13 protein-coding genes are annotated in these 14,959 nt (G+C 63.6%); 5 read left to right on the top strand and 8 right to left on the bottom strand.

Annotation, left to right across the window (positions count from 1 at the left end; all coding sequences use genetic code 11):
• Positions 1 to 253: 253 nt before the first annotated feature.
• The 3 genes from F6X42_RS02975 to F6X42_RS02965 form a co-directional block, all read right to left on the bottom strand.
• A complete protein-coding gene (locus tag F6X42_RS02975) occupies positions 254 to 1,390 on the bottom strand; it encodes a WD40/YVTN/BNR-like repeat-containing protein (protein ID WP_187632776.1) in 1,137 nt (378 codons plus the stop codon).
• 83 nt (positions 1,391 to 1,473) lie between these two features.
• Positions 1,474 to 1,743, bottom strand: a complete 270-nt coding sequence (locus tag F6X42_RS02970) for a MoaD/ThiS family protein (RefSeq protein ID WP_187632775.1) — start codon at positions 1,741 to 1,743, stop codon at positions 1,474 to 1,476.
• Between the two features lie 591 nt (positions 1,744 to 2,334).
• Positions 2,335 to 3,099 carry an SDR family oxidoreductase gene (locus F6X42_RS02965; RefSeq protein WP_187632774.1) on the bottom strand — a complete coding sequence of 255 codons (765 nt, stop codon included), beginning with the start codon at positions 3,097 to 3,099 and terminating at the stop codon, positions 2,335 to 2,337.
• Between the two features lie 230 nt (positions 3,100 to 3,329).
• On the opposite strand from F6X42_RS02965, the gene F6X42_RS02960 reads away from it, so the two are divergent.
• The 3 genes from F6X42_RS02960 (at position 3,330) to F6X42_RS02950 (ending at position 5,372) form a co-directional block, all read left to right on the top strand.
• Positions 3,330 to 4,259: a hypothetical protein gene (locus tag F6X42_RS02960; RefSeq protein WP_187632773.1), complete on the top strand. Its 930-nt coding sequence runs from the start codon at positions 3,330 to 3,332 to the stop codon at positions 4,257 to 4,259.
• A gap of 217 nt (positions 4,260 to 4,476) precedes the next feature.
• Positions 4,477 to 4,905, top strand: coding sequence for a YybH family protein (locus F6X42_RS02955; protein ID WP_187632772.1), 429 nt, complete (start codon positions 4,477 to 4,479; stop codon positions 4,903 to 4,905).
• Positions 4,906 to 4,970: 65 nt separating this feature from the next.
• Positions 4,971 to 5,372, top strand: a complete 402-nt coding sequence (locus F6X42_RS02950) for a GFA family protein (RefSeq protein ID WP_187632771.1) — start codon at positions 4,971 to 4,973, stop codon at positions 5,370 to 5,372.
• A gap of 60 nt (positions 5,373 to 5,432) precedes the next feature.
• On the opposite strand, the gene F6X42_RS02945 is transcribed toward F6X42_RS02950, so the two are convergent.
• A complete protein-coding gene (locus F6X42_RS02945) occupies positions 5,433 to 6,410 on the bottom strand; it encodes an alpha/beta hydrolase family protein (protein ID WP_246529944.1) in 978 nt (325 codons plus the stop codon).
• A gap of 195 nt (positions 6,411 to 6,605) precedes the next feature.
• Here F6X42_RS02945 and F6X42_RS02940 point away from each other — a divergent pair, with 195 nt between their 5' ends.
• The gene (locus F6X42_RS02940) at positions 6,606 to 8,060 is read left to right on the top strand and encodes a DUF2252 domain-containing protein (protein ID WP_187632769.1); all 1,455 of its coding nucleotides are present in this window, start codon (positions 6,606 to 6,608) and stop codon (positions 8,058 to 8,060) included.
• A gap of 24 nt (positions 8,061 to 8,084) precedes the next feature.
• Here the strand turns inward: F6X42_RS02940 and F6X42_RS02935 are convergent, their stop codons facing one another.
• From F6X42_RS02935 to imuA, 4 genes are read right to left on the bottom strand one after another with little or no spacing between them, the layout of a single operon-like run.
• Complete coding sequence (locus F6X42_RS02935) at positions 8,085 to 9,044, bottom strand: SOS response-associated peptidase family protein (protein WP_187632768.1); 960 nt, start codon at positions 9,042 to 9,044, stop codon at positions 8,085 to 8,087.
• 47 nt (positions 9,045 to 9,091) lie between these two features.
• Positions 9,092 to 12,241 carry an error-prone DNA polymerase gene (locus tag F6X42_RS02930; RefSeq protein ID WP_187632767.1) on the bottom strand — a complete coding sequence of 1,050 codons (3,150 nt, stop codon included), beginning with the start codon at positions 12,239 to 12,241 and terminating at the stop codon, positions 9,092 to 9,094.
• A gap of 19 nt (positions 12,242 to 12,260) precedes the next feature.
• Positions 12,261 to 13,730, bottom strand: coding sequence for a Y-family DNA polymerase (locus F6X42_RS02925; RefSeq protein ID WP_187632766.1), 1,470 nt, complete (start codon positions 13,728 to 13,730; stop codon positions 12,261 to 12,263).
• The gene (gene imuA, locus F6X42_RS02920) at positions 13,660 to 14,367 is read right to left on the bottom strand and encodes a translesion DNA synthesis-associated protein ImuA (RefSeq protein WP_187632765.1); all 708 of its coding nucleotides are present in this window, start codon (positions 14,365 to 14,367) and stop codon (positions 13,660 to 13,662) included. Before imuA ends, F6X42_RS02925 begins: the two co-directional genes overlap by 71 nt.
• 184 nt (positions 14,368 to 14,551) lie before the next feature.
• Between imuA and F6X42_RS02915 the strand changes: the two genes are divergently transcribed.
• Entirely contained in the window at positions 14,552 to 14,959 is a 408-nt protein-coding gene (locus tag F6X42_RS02915) for a GFA family protein (RefSeq protein WP_187632764.1), read from the top strand.

Genomic DNA, 14,959 nt, shown 5'->3' with positions numbered 1-14,959 from the left:
GGCGAAAATGAACTGCGTCCTCCGCCACAAGCTGTCTCCCGCGCAGGGGCGTCCGCGTGACGACTGGTGCTGATCAGACGTTCGGCGAAGTGTCAAAAGGTCTCTTGTGACAAGCCGAGCTACACAAAGCGGTTCGCCGGCGCGTATGGCCCGAAGTATCGATCCATCACGCCGATGCACGGATTCAGGCTATGTCCGGCGCATGAATGGCAATGGAGGCGTGTTTCATGTCTCACCAGCCCGCCGGGCGCCCTCATCCAAACCGAACACAATATACCGGCGGCAAATGCGCTGAAATCAAATGCCAGCTTTCGCCGCCATCGTCGGACGTCCATAACGCGCCGGTGGTCGACCCCATCGCGAGGCGCGTGCCGGAGTCATCTACAGCGAGCCCGTGCCGATACACGAGGTCATACGCCGGTGCAGGCGGCAACCCGTTCGAGAAACGCTCGAACGTGCGGCCTCCGTCGCGTGTGCGCGTGACGACGAACTGGCCGTCTACCGGGATCCGGTACTGGTCTTTCACGGCGGGCACAAACCACGCGGTGTCCGGCTCGCGCGGGTGCACGGCAACCGCGAAGCCGAAGCTCGATGGCTGCGCTTCGATCCGCTGCCAGTGGACAGCGCCGTCGGTCGAGCGGAAGATCGCGCAGTGATGCTGTGTCCACAGCACATCCGGATTTGCCGCGCATTGCACGACGCGGTGCGGGTCTTGCACGTTGGCGTCGCCGCGCCGCTCTGGCGGCATGTAGTCGGCCTCCATGCCCTCGGCACTCGGGCGCCAGGTCGCACCGCCGTCGGCCGTTTGCCAGACGCCGCCGCACGACACGCCGATCGTCACGTGCCGGCTGTTGCGCGGATCGACCATCACGGAATGGATGCCCGGCGCGTCGTAGCCGCCTCCGAACCATTCGCGGCGCTCCGCGCGATCCCACAGCGCACGGTTGAGCACCCATGTGTCGCCGCCATCGTCGGAACGGAAGAGCCCACCGGGAATCGTGCCGGCCCACAGGACGCCCGGCTCGTCCGGGCCGCCGGTTTCGAGCGACCAGATTTGCTGAAGCGTCCAGGACGGCGGCGGCGGACTGGGCGCGGCCGCGTTCGCATTGTCCGCGCCGCCACCGGTACGCGTCTCGTCGGCAGGCTGCGGCGGGTAGACGGGGACCGCGCACTCTTCCCAATCCGCCATGCCCGCGCGCCGGCGATGCAGCTTCACGCCGAAGTGGCCGAGATTGAGCGCGGCGTACAGCGATCCGTCGCGCGGATCAGGCAGCACCATGCTCACCGGCTCACCGACGAAATACGGCTCACCGAGGGTCCAGCCCCGCTCGCCGTCGGCTTGCAGAACGAACAATCCCTTGCGGGTTGCAACAAGCAATCGATCGCTCATGTCGAGTGTCTCCTGTCGACCCAAGTTGGCGCTTTAGCGCTTACTCTGGTCCCATGCAAAGCTCGAGTACGAGTGGAACCTTCTTATCCGCCCGACAACGCCTGTATGACGTAAACCCGGCTTTCCTCGCCGAGCGCATCGGACAGATGTTGTCGGTCGCGCACCGGCCGGCCGTCGACAAACACGGCGAGATGCCTTCGCAGTGAGCCCTGATCGTCAAAGATGTAACCGCGCAGTCGAGGTTGCGCGGCGAAGACGGCCTCGAGTGCTTCGCCGAGCGTGCACGCGTCGATCTCGCGTTCGGGCGTTGCGATATGCCGTTGAATCGAAGCAGCGAAGAAGATGTGCGCCATGGCGGGGTAGCCGAGCGAATGGCCATGTTCGTCAATTCTGCAGTTTAGACGATCCGCCGTGTGCTTCGGGGCATCGCCAGACACCAGACGACAGGTTGCGCCTCCGAAGCGGCCGTCGTGGTGTCGCGAGTCTGAAAGGCGGTTCAGGGTCGCAAGTACGCGTTCGCCGAACGGAGCACGAGATTCAGGGCGGATGGTTGGCGAATGCCCGGTTAGCGGTCTTCAGCCCACTCCCGCACACCCACACATCAATGACCGCAAAGGCCGGCAACTCGCCGGCGGAGACGCCGCGCGAATGGCCCTTCCAGTTTGCAACCTGCCATAGCCCTCGCATTGGGTCGAGACAGTCGTGGGGCGTCTTCTGACGAATGCTGCCGGGCCGATGATGACCTGCGTCGTCGGTTCAGCATCGGACCGTGTTCGCCCATCAGTCGACGTCAGTCTCCGCTCGCCCGAACGCTCCGATGTCGGCCGCGCATCCGAGACCAGACTCCCGGACGCGAGCCGACATCATCGACGCGTAAGCCCAACACGCGTTCGTGCGTTGTCATCGAATCTCCGGCACCCGCACGGACGCCGTCTTCATCAAGCTCATGTGCGCGTAATCGAAACCCCACCGTCGACCAACGAAGCCGTACCCGTCACGAAGGACGAATCGTCGGAAGCGAGGTAGAGCGCCGAGCGTGCGATTTCTTCCGGCTTGGCAACCCGCTTCAGCGCGTGCAGTCCTGTCACGAACGTCTGCGATTCGGCCGTATCGTTCATGCCGCGATACATCTCGGTATCCACTGCGCCCGGGAGGATCGCGTTGACGCGCACGCCTTGCGGGCCGTATTCAGCCGCGAGCGCTTGCGTCAGTCCGATCAGTCCTGCTTTGCTCGCGGCATAGGCGGCACTCCCAGGGAAGGCGAACGAGTAGCCGACGAACGTCGACGTGAAGATGATCGAGCCACCGCCTTGCTTGATCATTTCAGGAATCTGATACTTGGCGCCGAGAAACGCGCTCGTCAGGTTGGTGGCTAGCGTGGCTGTCCAGCCTGCTTCCGAGACGCCAGTGGACGGTCCCATTTCCCCGAGCGTCCCCGCATTGTTGTAGGCGATGTCCAGACGGCCGAAGCGGCTGACGGCGAGTGCGACCAGCGATTTCGCGAACTCTTCGGATTGCACGTCCCCTGCCAGCGACACAGCCGTACCGCCTTCGCGTGCGATCTCAGCCACGAGCGTCTCGAGTTCGGCTTCGCGACGTGCCGCCAACACGAGCTTTGCGCCTTCTGCTGCGAACAATTTTGCGGCAGCACGACCGATACCTGCGCTGGCCCCAGTGACGATAGCGACTTTTCCTGTCAGACGTTGCATGTTCTTTCTCCGGTTTCATCGTCGGCCGGTGCCCAATGCGTCGGCCCGTTGAAACGTACTATACGGTTCCGTTCTAGTGGCAGAAAGACCAAAAATATGGCGGTATCATTCACGTTCTGTGAATGATCGGAGTGCAATATGGACCGGCTGCGTGCGTTTGAGGTCTTGGTGACGACTGCTCGCAGCTAAGATGGGTGAGACCTAACCCAAGCAAAAGTAGGAGGAGGTCCATGAGCAGACTTGCTAAATCCCCAACGGCCAACCGACGCGCGCAATCGTGGTGGGTGGTCTTGACGACGATGTTCTGCTGGTTGTGCGTGAGTGCGTTCGCGCAAGCGGACGACGGCGCCGCTCGCCTGCGCGACAAATATCAAAATCTGACGCAGCAACTCGCGCACAACCAGTTTCAGCGACCGCTGTACCTCGAATCGCAGGAGTTGCCGTCGGCGCTCAAGGGGGACATTTACGGTGTGCTCAACTATCCTTTCGCCGTGGTTAGCGGCGCGCTCAACGACCCGGTTCATGGCCCGGCCAACTGGTGCGACGTGATGATCCTGCATCTGAACACGCAATACTGCCATGCGTCGACCAGCGACAGCGGTACGATTCTCACCGTCAACATCGGCAAGAAAACCGAGGAGTCACTTTCGTCGTCCTACCGCCTGCAATTCAACTATCGCGCGGTCGCGAGCACCCCGGATTATTTTCGCGTCGAGCTCACCGCCGCCACCGGTCCGCTGAGCACGAAAGACTACCGTATCGTGCTGGAAGCGATACCCGTGGGTGATAGCCGCACCTTTATTCATCTGACTTACGCCTACGGATACGGCGCGGCCGGACGGTTTGCGATGAAAACCTATCTGGCGACGATCGGCAGCAACAAGGTCGGCTTTTCCTCGACGCCCGATCCGTCGACGAACGAGACTCGATACATCGGCGGCGTGCGCGGTCTGGTCGAACGCAACACGATGCGCTATTACCTCGCCATCGATGCCTATCTCGGCGCGCTTTCCAGCCCGCCCAACGCACGCCTCGACAAACGCCTCACCGACTGGTTCGATGCGACCGAGCAGTATCCGCGGCAGTTGCACGAGGTCAGCCGCGCCGACTACATGCAAATGAAGCACGACGAGTACCAACGTCAGCAGACCGCCCAGTAATCCGCGCAGCGGTCGGACCTCCCCGGTCCGACCGCCCGCGACGTGCACGCGATCTGATCAATGCAACGCAATATCGCATCGAAGATCTATTCCGCAGGATGTCGAGCGGGTGGTTCGTCGATCGTCGTTACCCGGTAAGACAATCGGTCAGGAACTTCGGATCCGCTGTTTGCGCCAGTTCTGGCCGCCATCTCGATCCCGCTCAGGAGAACACGCCGTGAACAAACTCGACAATCCGGTTCTGCAAGTCCTGGAAGACTACCAGGCCGCGGTATGGGCAAAAGACGTGGACTCGTTCGTCGCGCTATACGACCGGGAGGCCGTGGTCTTCGACATGTGGGGCTCATGGTCGTACCACGGTATCGCGTCGTGGCGGGCCATGGTGGAGGGCTGGTTCGGTTCGCTGGGTGCAGAACGTGTGAACGTGAACTTCAGCGCGGCGCAAACGATCGTCGCCGCGGACCTCGCCGTTGTTCACGCCTTCGCGACGTATAAAGCCGTCGACGCCGACGGCCTGGAACTGCGTTCGATGGACAATCGCCTGACCATGACACTGAGGCTGCAAGCCGATGGATGGAAGATTGTTCACCAGCACACCTCTGCTCCGATCGAGGTCGGCACGGCGCAGGTTATTTTCAGGCGCTAGCGGCACGGATCGCGCTGCTTTACTATCCAATCCATTTGCGACGTGCCTTGTGTTCACGAGCAGCCATGAAACGATTGCTTGCCGGCCGATGCCTTTGCGGTGCTGTCCATTACTCGGTAGAGGACGAATTCGTCTATGCGTTGAACTGCCACTGTTCAAACTGTCGGCGCGCAACCGGCTCGGCGTTCAAACCATTCGCGGGAATCGAGCGCGACAAGCTGCGCATCACTCGCGGCGAAGACAGCCTGTTGATTTTCGGCGACGAGCGAGCGTCGCACGATGTGCGCTGCAAAATATGCGGAAGCCTTATGTTCTCGGTGGTCCGTCAGGGGCAGTACGTTCACGTCACACTGGGAACACTCACGGACTCACCCACCGTATCCGCTACCGCCCACATTTTTGTAGGTTCAAAGGCACCGTGGTATTGCATCACTGACCAACTGCCGCAACACGACGAATTCGGTTAAATCGGCGCGGCCCTGGCTGGCATCGGCGAAGTCGATGACGCCGTCGCGCGGCAGTCTTTCCTATCGCAGCATCGACTCGAACGAGCGCACCACATCGGCGTTGAATCGTCGATGGAACGCCGCCCGGTCGAAGCCGGGTGCGCTGCCGCAGATCTCTGGCCGCATCCGCGCAAGACGCGCATCGCAGGGTGGCAGGAAGTCGTAGTGGCCTGCGTTGACCACCACGCGATAGTCGGGAGCGCGGGGCAGTCGGTCCCGTATCGGCTCGTCGTACCAGGGATGCGGTTGATGCCGATCGTCGACGGCGCTCCACAGCTGAACCGGGGCGCGCACGCCGCTCAAGCCCGCGCGGCCGAAAGCAAATCCGAACGCGGGCGCCGCGATGACGACGGCCTTGATGCGCGCATCGTGGACCCAGACGCCGGCGCGAACATTCGCGCCGAAATGGACGTCGACGCCCGCATGCCGCAAAGCTTCGCACAGGTCATGCTCCGCGTGGACTTCGCAAAACGGCGCAATTTTTGAAAGATTCGGCGCGCCGCCGGCGGCCACCAGCACGGTGAAGCCGCCGTTGGAAAAGCCAAACGCGCCGACGCGGTTCGCATCCAGCCGCTCGTGCCCACGCCAATCGTCGAGCATGTAATCCACCAGCCGATGAAGCTGGGCGGGACGGCGCCACAGTTGCAGCACGCGGCTCTGGTCATCGAAAGTGTCGCCGGCGTGACTGACCGCCGCCGCGACGAAGCCCGCGCGGGCCAGCGCGAGAGCCGTGTCGTAATGGCTGCCGTACCAGCCTGCGCCCCCGTGCGACAGCACCACCAGCGGCAGTTGACGGCCCGCGATAGGAGCGTCGGGCGCGACGGTCTGGGTGACATTGCCCAACGCGTGCGGCGTTGCCGGCGCATCGGTCGGATACCAGATTCCCGCAGTGAGCGGCGGCTCGGCGCCATCAGGTATTCCGACCTCCTCGAAGCCGACCTCGGCGGCGAGAACTGGCGCGGCAAGCATCAAGGCGAGAAGGGCTGCGACGATGGCCATCAATCTCACGGTGGTCTCCATGGTTGTCGTCGATCGGTTGAACTTCGGGCGGCTCGCGGCTATGAGACCATAGTCCAATTGAATATTTCAGGATCGGGTTCAATAGTAGTGAAACGCCGCGTTTTGTCGACAATGAAGCCGGCGCGATTCTCTGGCGTCAGGCCGCCTGATCCTGAATCGAAAAAGGAGTGACGCGTGTCTGATTCCTCTGCTGCAAAACCCACCCAGCCCGCCACGGATCGCACCGATCCGGGGACCCTGGCGGCGCAAGAAGATCCGTCCACGCTGTTCGCGGGGCGTGGCTCGCTGGCCGCGCGCGTCGAGCAGGGCAAAGCGGCGCGCAGAAAGGCGCCGCGCGGGGAGCTGGCGACCTGCAAGATCGAGGCTCGCGATCCCATCGCTTTGCTCGACGCGTCCAACGTGGGCCGGGTGCCGGAGCTGATCCCGATCCGCTACGGGCGCATGGTCGCGAGTCCGTTCGCATTCTATCGGGGCGCCGCGCCGCTGATGGCACACGACCTGTCGAAGCTGCCGCATTCCAACGTGACCGTGCAACTGGGCGGCGACGCGCATCTGGCCAATTTCGGACTATTCGCGAGTCCGGAGCGGCGCATTCTTTTCGGACCCAACGACTTCGACGAAACCCTGCCGGGCCCATTTGACTGGGACGTGCGCAGGCTCGCCGCCTCGTTCGTGATTGCCGCGCGCGAACGCGGCTTTGCGACTCGCGACCAGCGCGGCGTAGTGCGCCGGCTATGCGAGACCTTCCGGCAACGGCTCGCCGAATTGAGCAGCATGGACACGCTCGACGTCTGGTACTGTCAGTTCAAGGCGGCGAGCATGCTGGCGATTGCCGATTCGGTGGAGGAGAGAAAGAAAGAGCTGGCTGTCATCGAAAAAGCGCGGCAGCAGTCGTCGCGCTCCGTGATGACTCACACGACCGAGATTGTGAACGGCAAGCTTCGCATCAAGGACGTACCCCCGCTCGTGTACCACGTCCCGCTCGAGAACCCGCACGAACAGAAACAGTATCAGGCGATGGTACGGCGCTTCTTCGCCGACTACCGTTTGACGCTTGCCGATGACAGGCGCGCGCTGTTCGATCGCTATGAACTGGTGGATGTCGCCATTCGCGTCGTGGGTATCGGGTCGGTGGGAACGCGTTGTTACGAGGCGCTGTTCATGGCCGACGCAGAGTGTCCACTGTTCCTGCAACTGAAGGAGGCCCGGGCTTCCGTGCTGGAGGGCTACCTGCCGCCGAGCCGTTATCCGAATCACGGCCAGCGCGTGGTGAACGGGCAGCGTCTGCTGCAGTCGGCCAGCGACATTTTTCTCGGCTGGTCGAAGATGCGTCACACGGGCAATGACTTCTATGTGCGGCAATTGCGCGACATGAAGGGCGCGTTCGACTTCACCACGTTCGACGTCGAAGATCTCGGCGAATACGCGGTGTCGTGCGCTCACGCGCTGGCCCATTCGATGGCGAAAGCCGGCGATCCGGCGTTGCTCTGTGGATATGTCGGAAAGTCGGATACATTCGACGAAGCCGTCGTGCAATTCGCGCTCGCTTACGCGGAACAGAATGAAGCGGACTGGACGGTTTTGAAGGCGGCAATCAAGGCGGGGCGTATTCAGGTGATTCGTGAATGAGGTTCAAGTTCCCGCGTGGCGCGTTCACGCCGCGATCCGATGCTCGTAGAACGGCCGATCCCGATCATCGAGAATCGCGTACAGCGTTTGCAGATCGCGCGGATCGGGATTCAACCACGCGTCGATATGCTCAGGCTTGATCGGAATGATGCAGCGATCATGCCCGGCGGCGGCAACCTCGGGTGGCGGATCGTCGGTGATTGCGGCGAACGACAATAAATCCGGCTCACCTTGGCCGCTCCAGCGGGACCATAAGCATGCGACCAGCATGTCGTGTGGCGGATTGGGGCTGAACTCGAGCCGGACATTTTCATCTTTCTCGCCGGGTGCGAGCTCACGGCCTTCCATCCGCGCGCGCGACACGTTCTCATAGAAGGCGCTGGCCAGCACAAGTCCATGCGAATAGCCGAATAGCGCTTTCCAGAAACCTTCGAGACTGTCCCGACGAGCGTTGTACGTGCCGGGATAGCGAGCGTCGTACGATGCGGGCTTGCCAGCAACGCGGCACTGATAGCGCATCGGCTTGACGACGCGCTGGCCGTTTTCCATCACCATCACAGGCGCGTAGTAGCCTGGAAAGATGCGCGAGTCGTCTGCTTTGGGATCGATTCGCCGGAGTTCGTCGAGTCGCTCGAGCGTGCGCTCGATCTTGTCTTTTGCGATCCGTTTGCTCCCGGTCGCCGCCTTGGTGGGTTTGATTTGCAGCGAGCGCTCGGCATCGGCGAAGCGGGTGCGCTGTTTGAACAGTTCCTGTTCGAGCTTCACCGTCTGCCGCGATCTGAAGCGTTCGATCAGCGCCCAGATTTCCCGTTCCGCGTCGGACTGCGGTTCGGAGAAGGCGTCTTCCATCGCTTTGGGAATTTTGGCCTGACCGTCCTGCGCGCGTTCGAAGAAAAGACGCGCGAATTCCTCGATGCTCATCTGCGCGCCGAACATGCGGACATAGCGCCGGTAGTCCGCCAGAATCTGAGCCGAATAGCACATGGATGCCTCCGTTTGCTGTTCCGATGATACGCATTTGCGCGCTCGCGTCAGCAGAAGTTTCTGCTCGTCGTTTGCAACTCGCCCAGCAGATGAGACATGTCGACCAGCCGCTGCGCCACGAGGTGCCGTACTTCTCCCTGACACTGCCATGTGCCGTACACGGCGAGCAGTGCGGCGCCCAACGCTTCTTTGCGCTGTTTTTCGAGCAGACTCGGCCAGATGATCACATTGACGTTGCCCGTCTCGTCTTCGAGCGTGACGAACACGACGCCCTTGGCCGTGCCGGGACGCTGACGCACCGTCACCAGTCCGCAGCCGCGCGCGAGGCGGCCGTCGCGATAGGTCCGCAGCGTCGAGGCCGGCATCAGCCGGTTCGCGAGCAACTGCGGCCTGAGCAGTTCCAGCGGATGGCGGTTGAGCGTCAGGCCGAGCGAGCGATAGTCGGCGACGATGTCGTTCGCTTCGCTCGGTGCGCCCAGTTGGGGCGTTTCGTCCTGCGTCGCCGCGGCCGCGAGCATATCCTTGTCCGGCACCGCGACGACCGACTGCCACAGCGCTTCGCGGCGGTTTCCCGCGAGCGATGCCAACGCATTCGCGTCCGCGAGCGCATGCAGGTCTTTGCGATCGAGTTGCGCGCGGCGCGCGAGATCGTTGACGCTCGCGAACGGACGAACCGCGCGCGCGTTCTCGATTCGTTCCGCGGCGCCGTCCTTCATGCCGCGCAGCAGCGAAAGACCGAGACGCACGGCGGGGCGTGTCGCGCCCGCACGGTGTTCGAGCGATGAATCCCAACCGCTGATCGTCACATCGGCCGGCAACACCGTGACGCCATGCCGCTGCGCATCCTGAACCAGTTGCGACGGCGAATAGAAGCCCATCGGCTGGCTGTTCAGCATCGCGGCGAGAAAGGCCTCCGGTTCGTGACACTTGAGCCAGCTGCTCGCATAGACGAGCAACGCGAAACTGGCCGCGTGACTTTCGGGGAAACCGTATTCGCCGAAGCCCTTGATCTGCTCGAAGATCGCTTCCGCGAAGGCCTGGTCGTAACCGCGCTCCTGCATGCCGAGCACGATACGGTCGTAGTATTTTTCGAGTCCGCCTTTGCGTTTCCACGCGGCCATCGCGCGTCGCAGCTGGTCGGCTTCGCCGGCGGTGAAGCCGGCCGCGAGAATCGCCACCTGCATCACCTGCTCCTGGAAGATCGGCACGCCGAGTGTGCGGCCCAGCGCGGTCTTCAACGCGTCGCTCGGATAGGTCACGGGCTCGAAGCCCTGACGGCGCTGCAGATAGGGATGCACGGCGCCGCCCTGAATCGGACCGGGCCGCACGATCGCAACTTCGATCACGAGGTCGTAGAACTTGCGCGGCTGCATGCGCGGCAGCATGCTCATCTGCGCGCGTGATTCGATCTGGAACACGCCGACCGTATCGGCGGCCGAAATCATCGCGTAGGTCGCCTCATCTTCGGCGGGGATGTCCTGCATTTCGAAGCGTTCTCCACGCTGTTCCGAAACGAGGTCGAGCGTGCGCCGGATCGCGGACAGCATGCCGAGCGCGAGCACGTCGACCTTGAGCAAGCCCAATGATTCGAGATCGTCCTTGTCCCACTCGATCACCGAGCGGTCCGCCATCGCCGCGTTTTCCACCGGCACGAGCCGCGTGAGCTTGCCGCGGCTGATTACGAAGCCACCCGAATGCTGCGACAGGTGGCGCGGAAAATTCAGCAGTTGCGAGGCGAGCTTCGCCCATGCCTGAATCAAGGGCTGGTCCGGATCGAGGCCGGATTCCGCGAAGCGTGCGAGCAGATCGCGACTGGTATCGAACCAGTGATGCGACTTCGCGACCGCGTCGACGATCTGCGGATCGACGCCGAGCGCCTTGCCGGTTTCCCGCAGCGCGCCACGCGGACGATAGGTCGACACCGCCGCCGCGATCGCGGCCCGGTCGCGGCCGTACTTGCGATAGATGTACTGGATCACTTCTTCGCGCCGCTGATGCTCGAAGTCGACGTCGATATCGGGCGGCTCGCCGCGCTCCTTGCTGATGAAGCGCTCGAACAGCATGTTGCCGCGCGCGGGGTCCACTTCGGTCACGCCGAGGCAGTAGCAGACCGCCGAGTTCGCGGCCGACCCGCGTCCCTGACACAGAATGTGCTGACTGCGCGCGAAGCGGACGATGTCGTAGACCGTCAGGAAATACGGCTCGTACTGCAAGTCCGCGATCAGTTCGAGTTCGTGCTCGATCTGCTGCTGAACGTGATGCGGAATGCCCGCCGGAAAACGCCGCTGCGCGCCGATGTAGGTCTCCTGGCGAAGATACGAGGCCGGCGTATGGCCGGGCGGCACCAGTTCGTCGGGATACTCGTAGCGCAACTCGTCGAGCGAAAACGTGCAGCGGCTCATGATGTCGAGCGTCGCGGCCAGCGCGTCTTCCGGGTACAGGTTGGCGAGCCGCAACCTCGAGCGCAGATGCTGCTCGGCGTTCGGCGCGAGATCATAGCCGCACTGATGGACCGGTTTGCCGACACGGATCGCGGTCATCGTGTCCTGCAGCGGCTTGCGCGAGCGCACGTGCATCACGACTTCGCCGAGCGCGACGACGGGCACATCCCGGCTGCGCGCGACGAACTCGACCGCGCCGCGATGCAGGTCGTCCATCGCGCGTTGATGGAGCACGAGGCCGACCCATGCGCGGCCGGTGAACGTTTCGTCGAGCCATTCGACCTGCGCGTCGAGCGCGTCTTCGCTGGCCGGGAAATCCGGCACGAGAATCGCGAGGCAGTCGGGCATGCCGAGCAGGTGGCGATACGCCTTCTCCGGCCGCGACAGATCCTGCGGCGTGAGCCGGTATTCGCCCTTGGGCGCGCGCATGCGCGCCAGCGTGATCAGCTCGGACAGATTGCCGTAGCCGTTGCGGTTGCGGGCGAGCAGGATCAGGCCGAACGCCGGCGAACCATCGGCATTGACGAGCCGGAAATACGAGCCGACGATAAACGGCAGCTTCGCTTCTTTCGCCGCGACATGCGCGCGCACGACTCCCGCGAGCGAGCATTCATCGGTGATCGCGAGCGCGGAGTAGCCGAGTTGCGCGGCACGCTCGGCGAGTTCCTCGGCGTGCGACGCGCCCCGCAGAAACGTGAAGTTGGAAAAGCAGAACAGCTCGGCATACGCCGGCAGCATCGCGAAGGTGGTATCCATGGCCGCTCATCCGCGCCTGTCAGCCGAACAGGCCATGCAGATACCAGCGTTGCTCTTCTTCCGCGTCGCGGCTGCTCACCCGTTCGCGGTAGATCCAGTAGCAGCTCTGGTCGTCCGCCTGCGCGACGAAGTAATCGCGCGTGACGAGTTCGCTGTCGAACCAGCCGCTCTCGATGCGCTCGCCCGGCGACACCATGCGCAACGGCGAGCCATAGAACGGACGGTGCTGGCGCATCAGCAGACGCACCGGCGTGTCGAGCATCCACGTCGGGCGGGGCAGATTCTGCGGCAGCGGCGCGGGCTTGAGCGGCTGCGAGACCGGCAGCCAGCGGTTCGCAATCTCCGGCCGGTGATCGGCGCTCGGCGCGGGTTTCAGCACGTTCTCGTCGCCGAGCCGCGCGACCAGTAGTTCGAGCAGGCGCTCGTGATCCTCCTTCGAGCCGCCCGGTTCGGGAAACAGCGTGTCGGACGTGGGCGCGGCCGACTCGACGTTCGATGCATCGAGCCGCAATGCAATCACGGGCGCGGCGAGCTCGATACGATGCAGCCGCTCCTTCAGCAGGCGCATCAGATGTTCTTCGCGCCAGCTCGGCTCGCCGAGTGCGATGTCGATCGTGGTCGGCTCGATCGCAGCGCGTCCGCGCTCGTGTTCGAGCGACAGGCGAATGCCGGTGAGCGCGAGCTGCTTTGCGCACAGCCATCCGCACAGTTGCACGACGAGCCGCTGTGCGCCGAACACCGCGCCATCCGCGTGCTCGAGCCGATCGGGCATCTCGATGCGCGCCGAGAACGTGGGCGGCAGTTCGAGCCAGTCGAACAGTTCGGGCGCGGTCCCGAACGCGCGGTCGAGCGAGTCGAGCAGATGTTCTCCGCAGCGGCGCTGCAAGCCGGCGCGGGGCAGGCGGCGCAGATCGGCGATGCGCTCGCAACCGAGGCCGGTGAACCAGTCGGCGAACGGGCGCACTTCGGGCACGGCGAGCATCGGCAGGGCGGACAGACGCCGTTCGAGCGACGCGAGCTTCAGCACACGGCGGTTGCCATACTTCGCGAGCAGCCACGCGCCCTGGCCGGTCGGCGCGGCACTGATGCGCGCGGTGAAGCCGAGCGCGTCGAGGATGGCCTTCGCATCGCGACACAGCGCGAGCAGGCCGCCAAAGAGCCGCAGACTCGCGCCGATCTCGACGACGACCGTCGCCTCATCGAGCAGCGCGACTTCGGGCGAGAAGCGCATCAGCGCGATGCCCACCTCGCGATGGGCCGCCGCCTCGCGGCCGCCATCGCGCTCATACATGCCGGTTTGCGGCGACAGCGTCAGCACGCCGCCGCGCTTCATGCCGGGACGCACGCCTGCCGAGCGCGCGGCAGGGTCGGCCATCACCACTTTGTCTTTCTCCAGCACCGCGCAGCCATGCGCGGGCTCAGGCGACCACTTCGGTCTGAAGACCTCGAGCGGCAACTTTGGCAGATGAACGGCGAGAAAGACGCGCATGTCGGGAAAGCAGAACGGGGGTGGGTTGAAGGGGAATCGACAGGGGCTCTGCGCGAGCGGGCCCTCGTCGTTTCACGATGTCGATGGTGAGACCTTCGGCCGATGGCCTGAGCGCGAGCCGCAGCAGCGCGGGCGATGCATCTTGCGCGGTGGCGAGCGGCCGCACCATGATGAAAAGCGTCTCCGACGATTGCGCGGCCAGATGCAGACGGCGCAGCGACGACGCCTGCGCGTACTGCGCCCAGAAGATCAGCGCGCCGCAACTGCCGGCGCGCAGGATCTGCTCGGCCGACCACAGCGCGTCGGCGGTTTTCGGCGCATTGATCCACAGCACCTGCTGCAGCGACAGGCCGATGTAGTTGAGCCCGAGGCCGTCCGGTGTATGCGGCGGTTGCACGAAGGCGAGCGGACGCTCGCCGACGGCGCTGAGCGCCGGCTGCAACAACCGCAGTTCGCCGACGCCGGCCTGCTGCACGAGCAGATCGACCAGCGCGCCCAGCGGCCAGCCGCCGCCGGGCAATTCCGCCGACAAGGCCGGATAGCCGGTATCGACGCTGCGGCCGCGGCCAGCGCCAAGCTGGGACGCCCGCCACAACGATGGGTGAATGGCTTCCGGTGCTGGCAGGGCGGCTGTCATTTACGAAAATACCTGTATGGATATACAGTATCCTACATGTTTTTATGCGATAGCGAACAGGCACTTTTTTGGAGGGCGGGCGCTGCGCGACCGCCATTACCGCGAGGGTTGTGCTGGTTCGTGCATTGGCAGCACGAAGTCGTGCCGTCCATAATTGCAGCGGCCCTCAACCTCGGAGAACCCCATGCTGCGCACGTACCTCGGCAGTTGCCATTGCCAACTCGTCAAGTTCGAAGCTCGCATCGACTTCGACAACGGCACGTCGAAATGCAATTGCAGCTACTGCAGCAGGCTGCGATTCTGGCACGTGCAGGTTCGCCGGGAAGACTTTCGTCTGCTCTGCGACGAAGCCGCGCTGAGCGAATATCAGGGTAACAATCGGGTCGGGCATCACCCGTTCTGCAAACGCTGCGGGGTCCACGTATTCGATCGCATCGATATGCCGAACGGCACCGGGTATTCGTATATCAACGTGAACATCATGTGCATCGATGAACTCGATCTCGACGCGGCACTGAATGCGCCAGTCACCTATCGCGATGGGCTACACGACGACTGGGGCAATCCGCCTACGCAAACGCGGCACCTTTGA

The organism is Paraburkholderia podalyriae, assembly GCF_014397785.1.
Lineage (GTDB): Bacteria > Pseudomonadota > Gammaproteobacteria > Burkholderiales > Burkholderiaceae > Paraburkholderia > Paraburkholderia podalyriae.
Note: the sequence above shows the minus strand (reverse complement) of the source record. Positions and strands in the feature narration are given on the sequence as shown.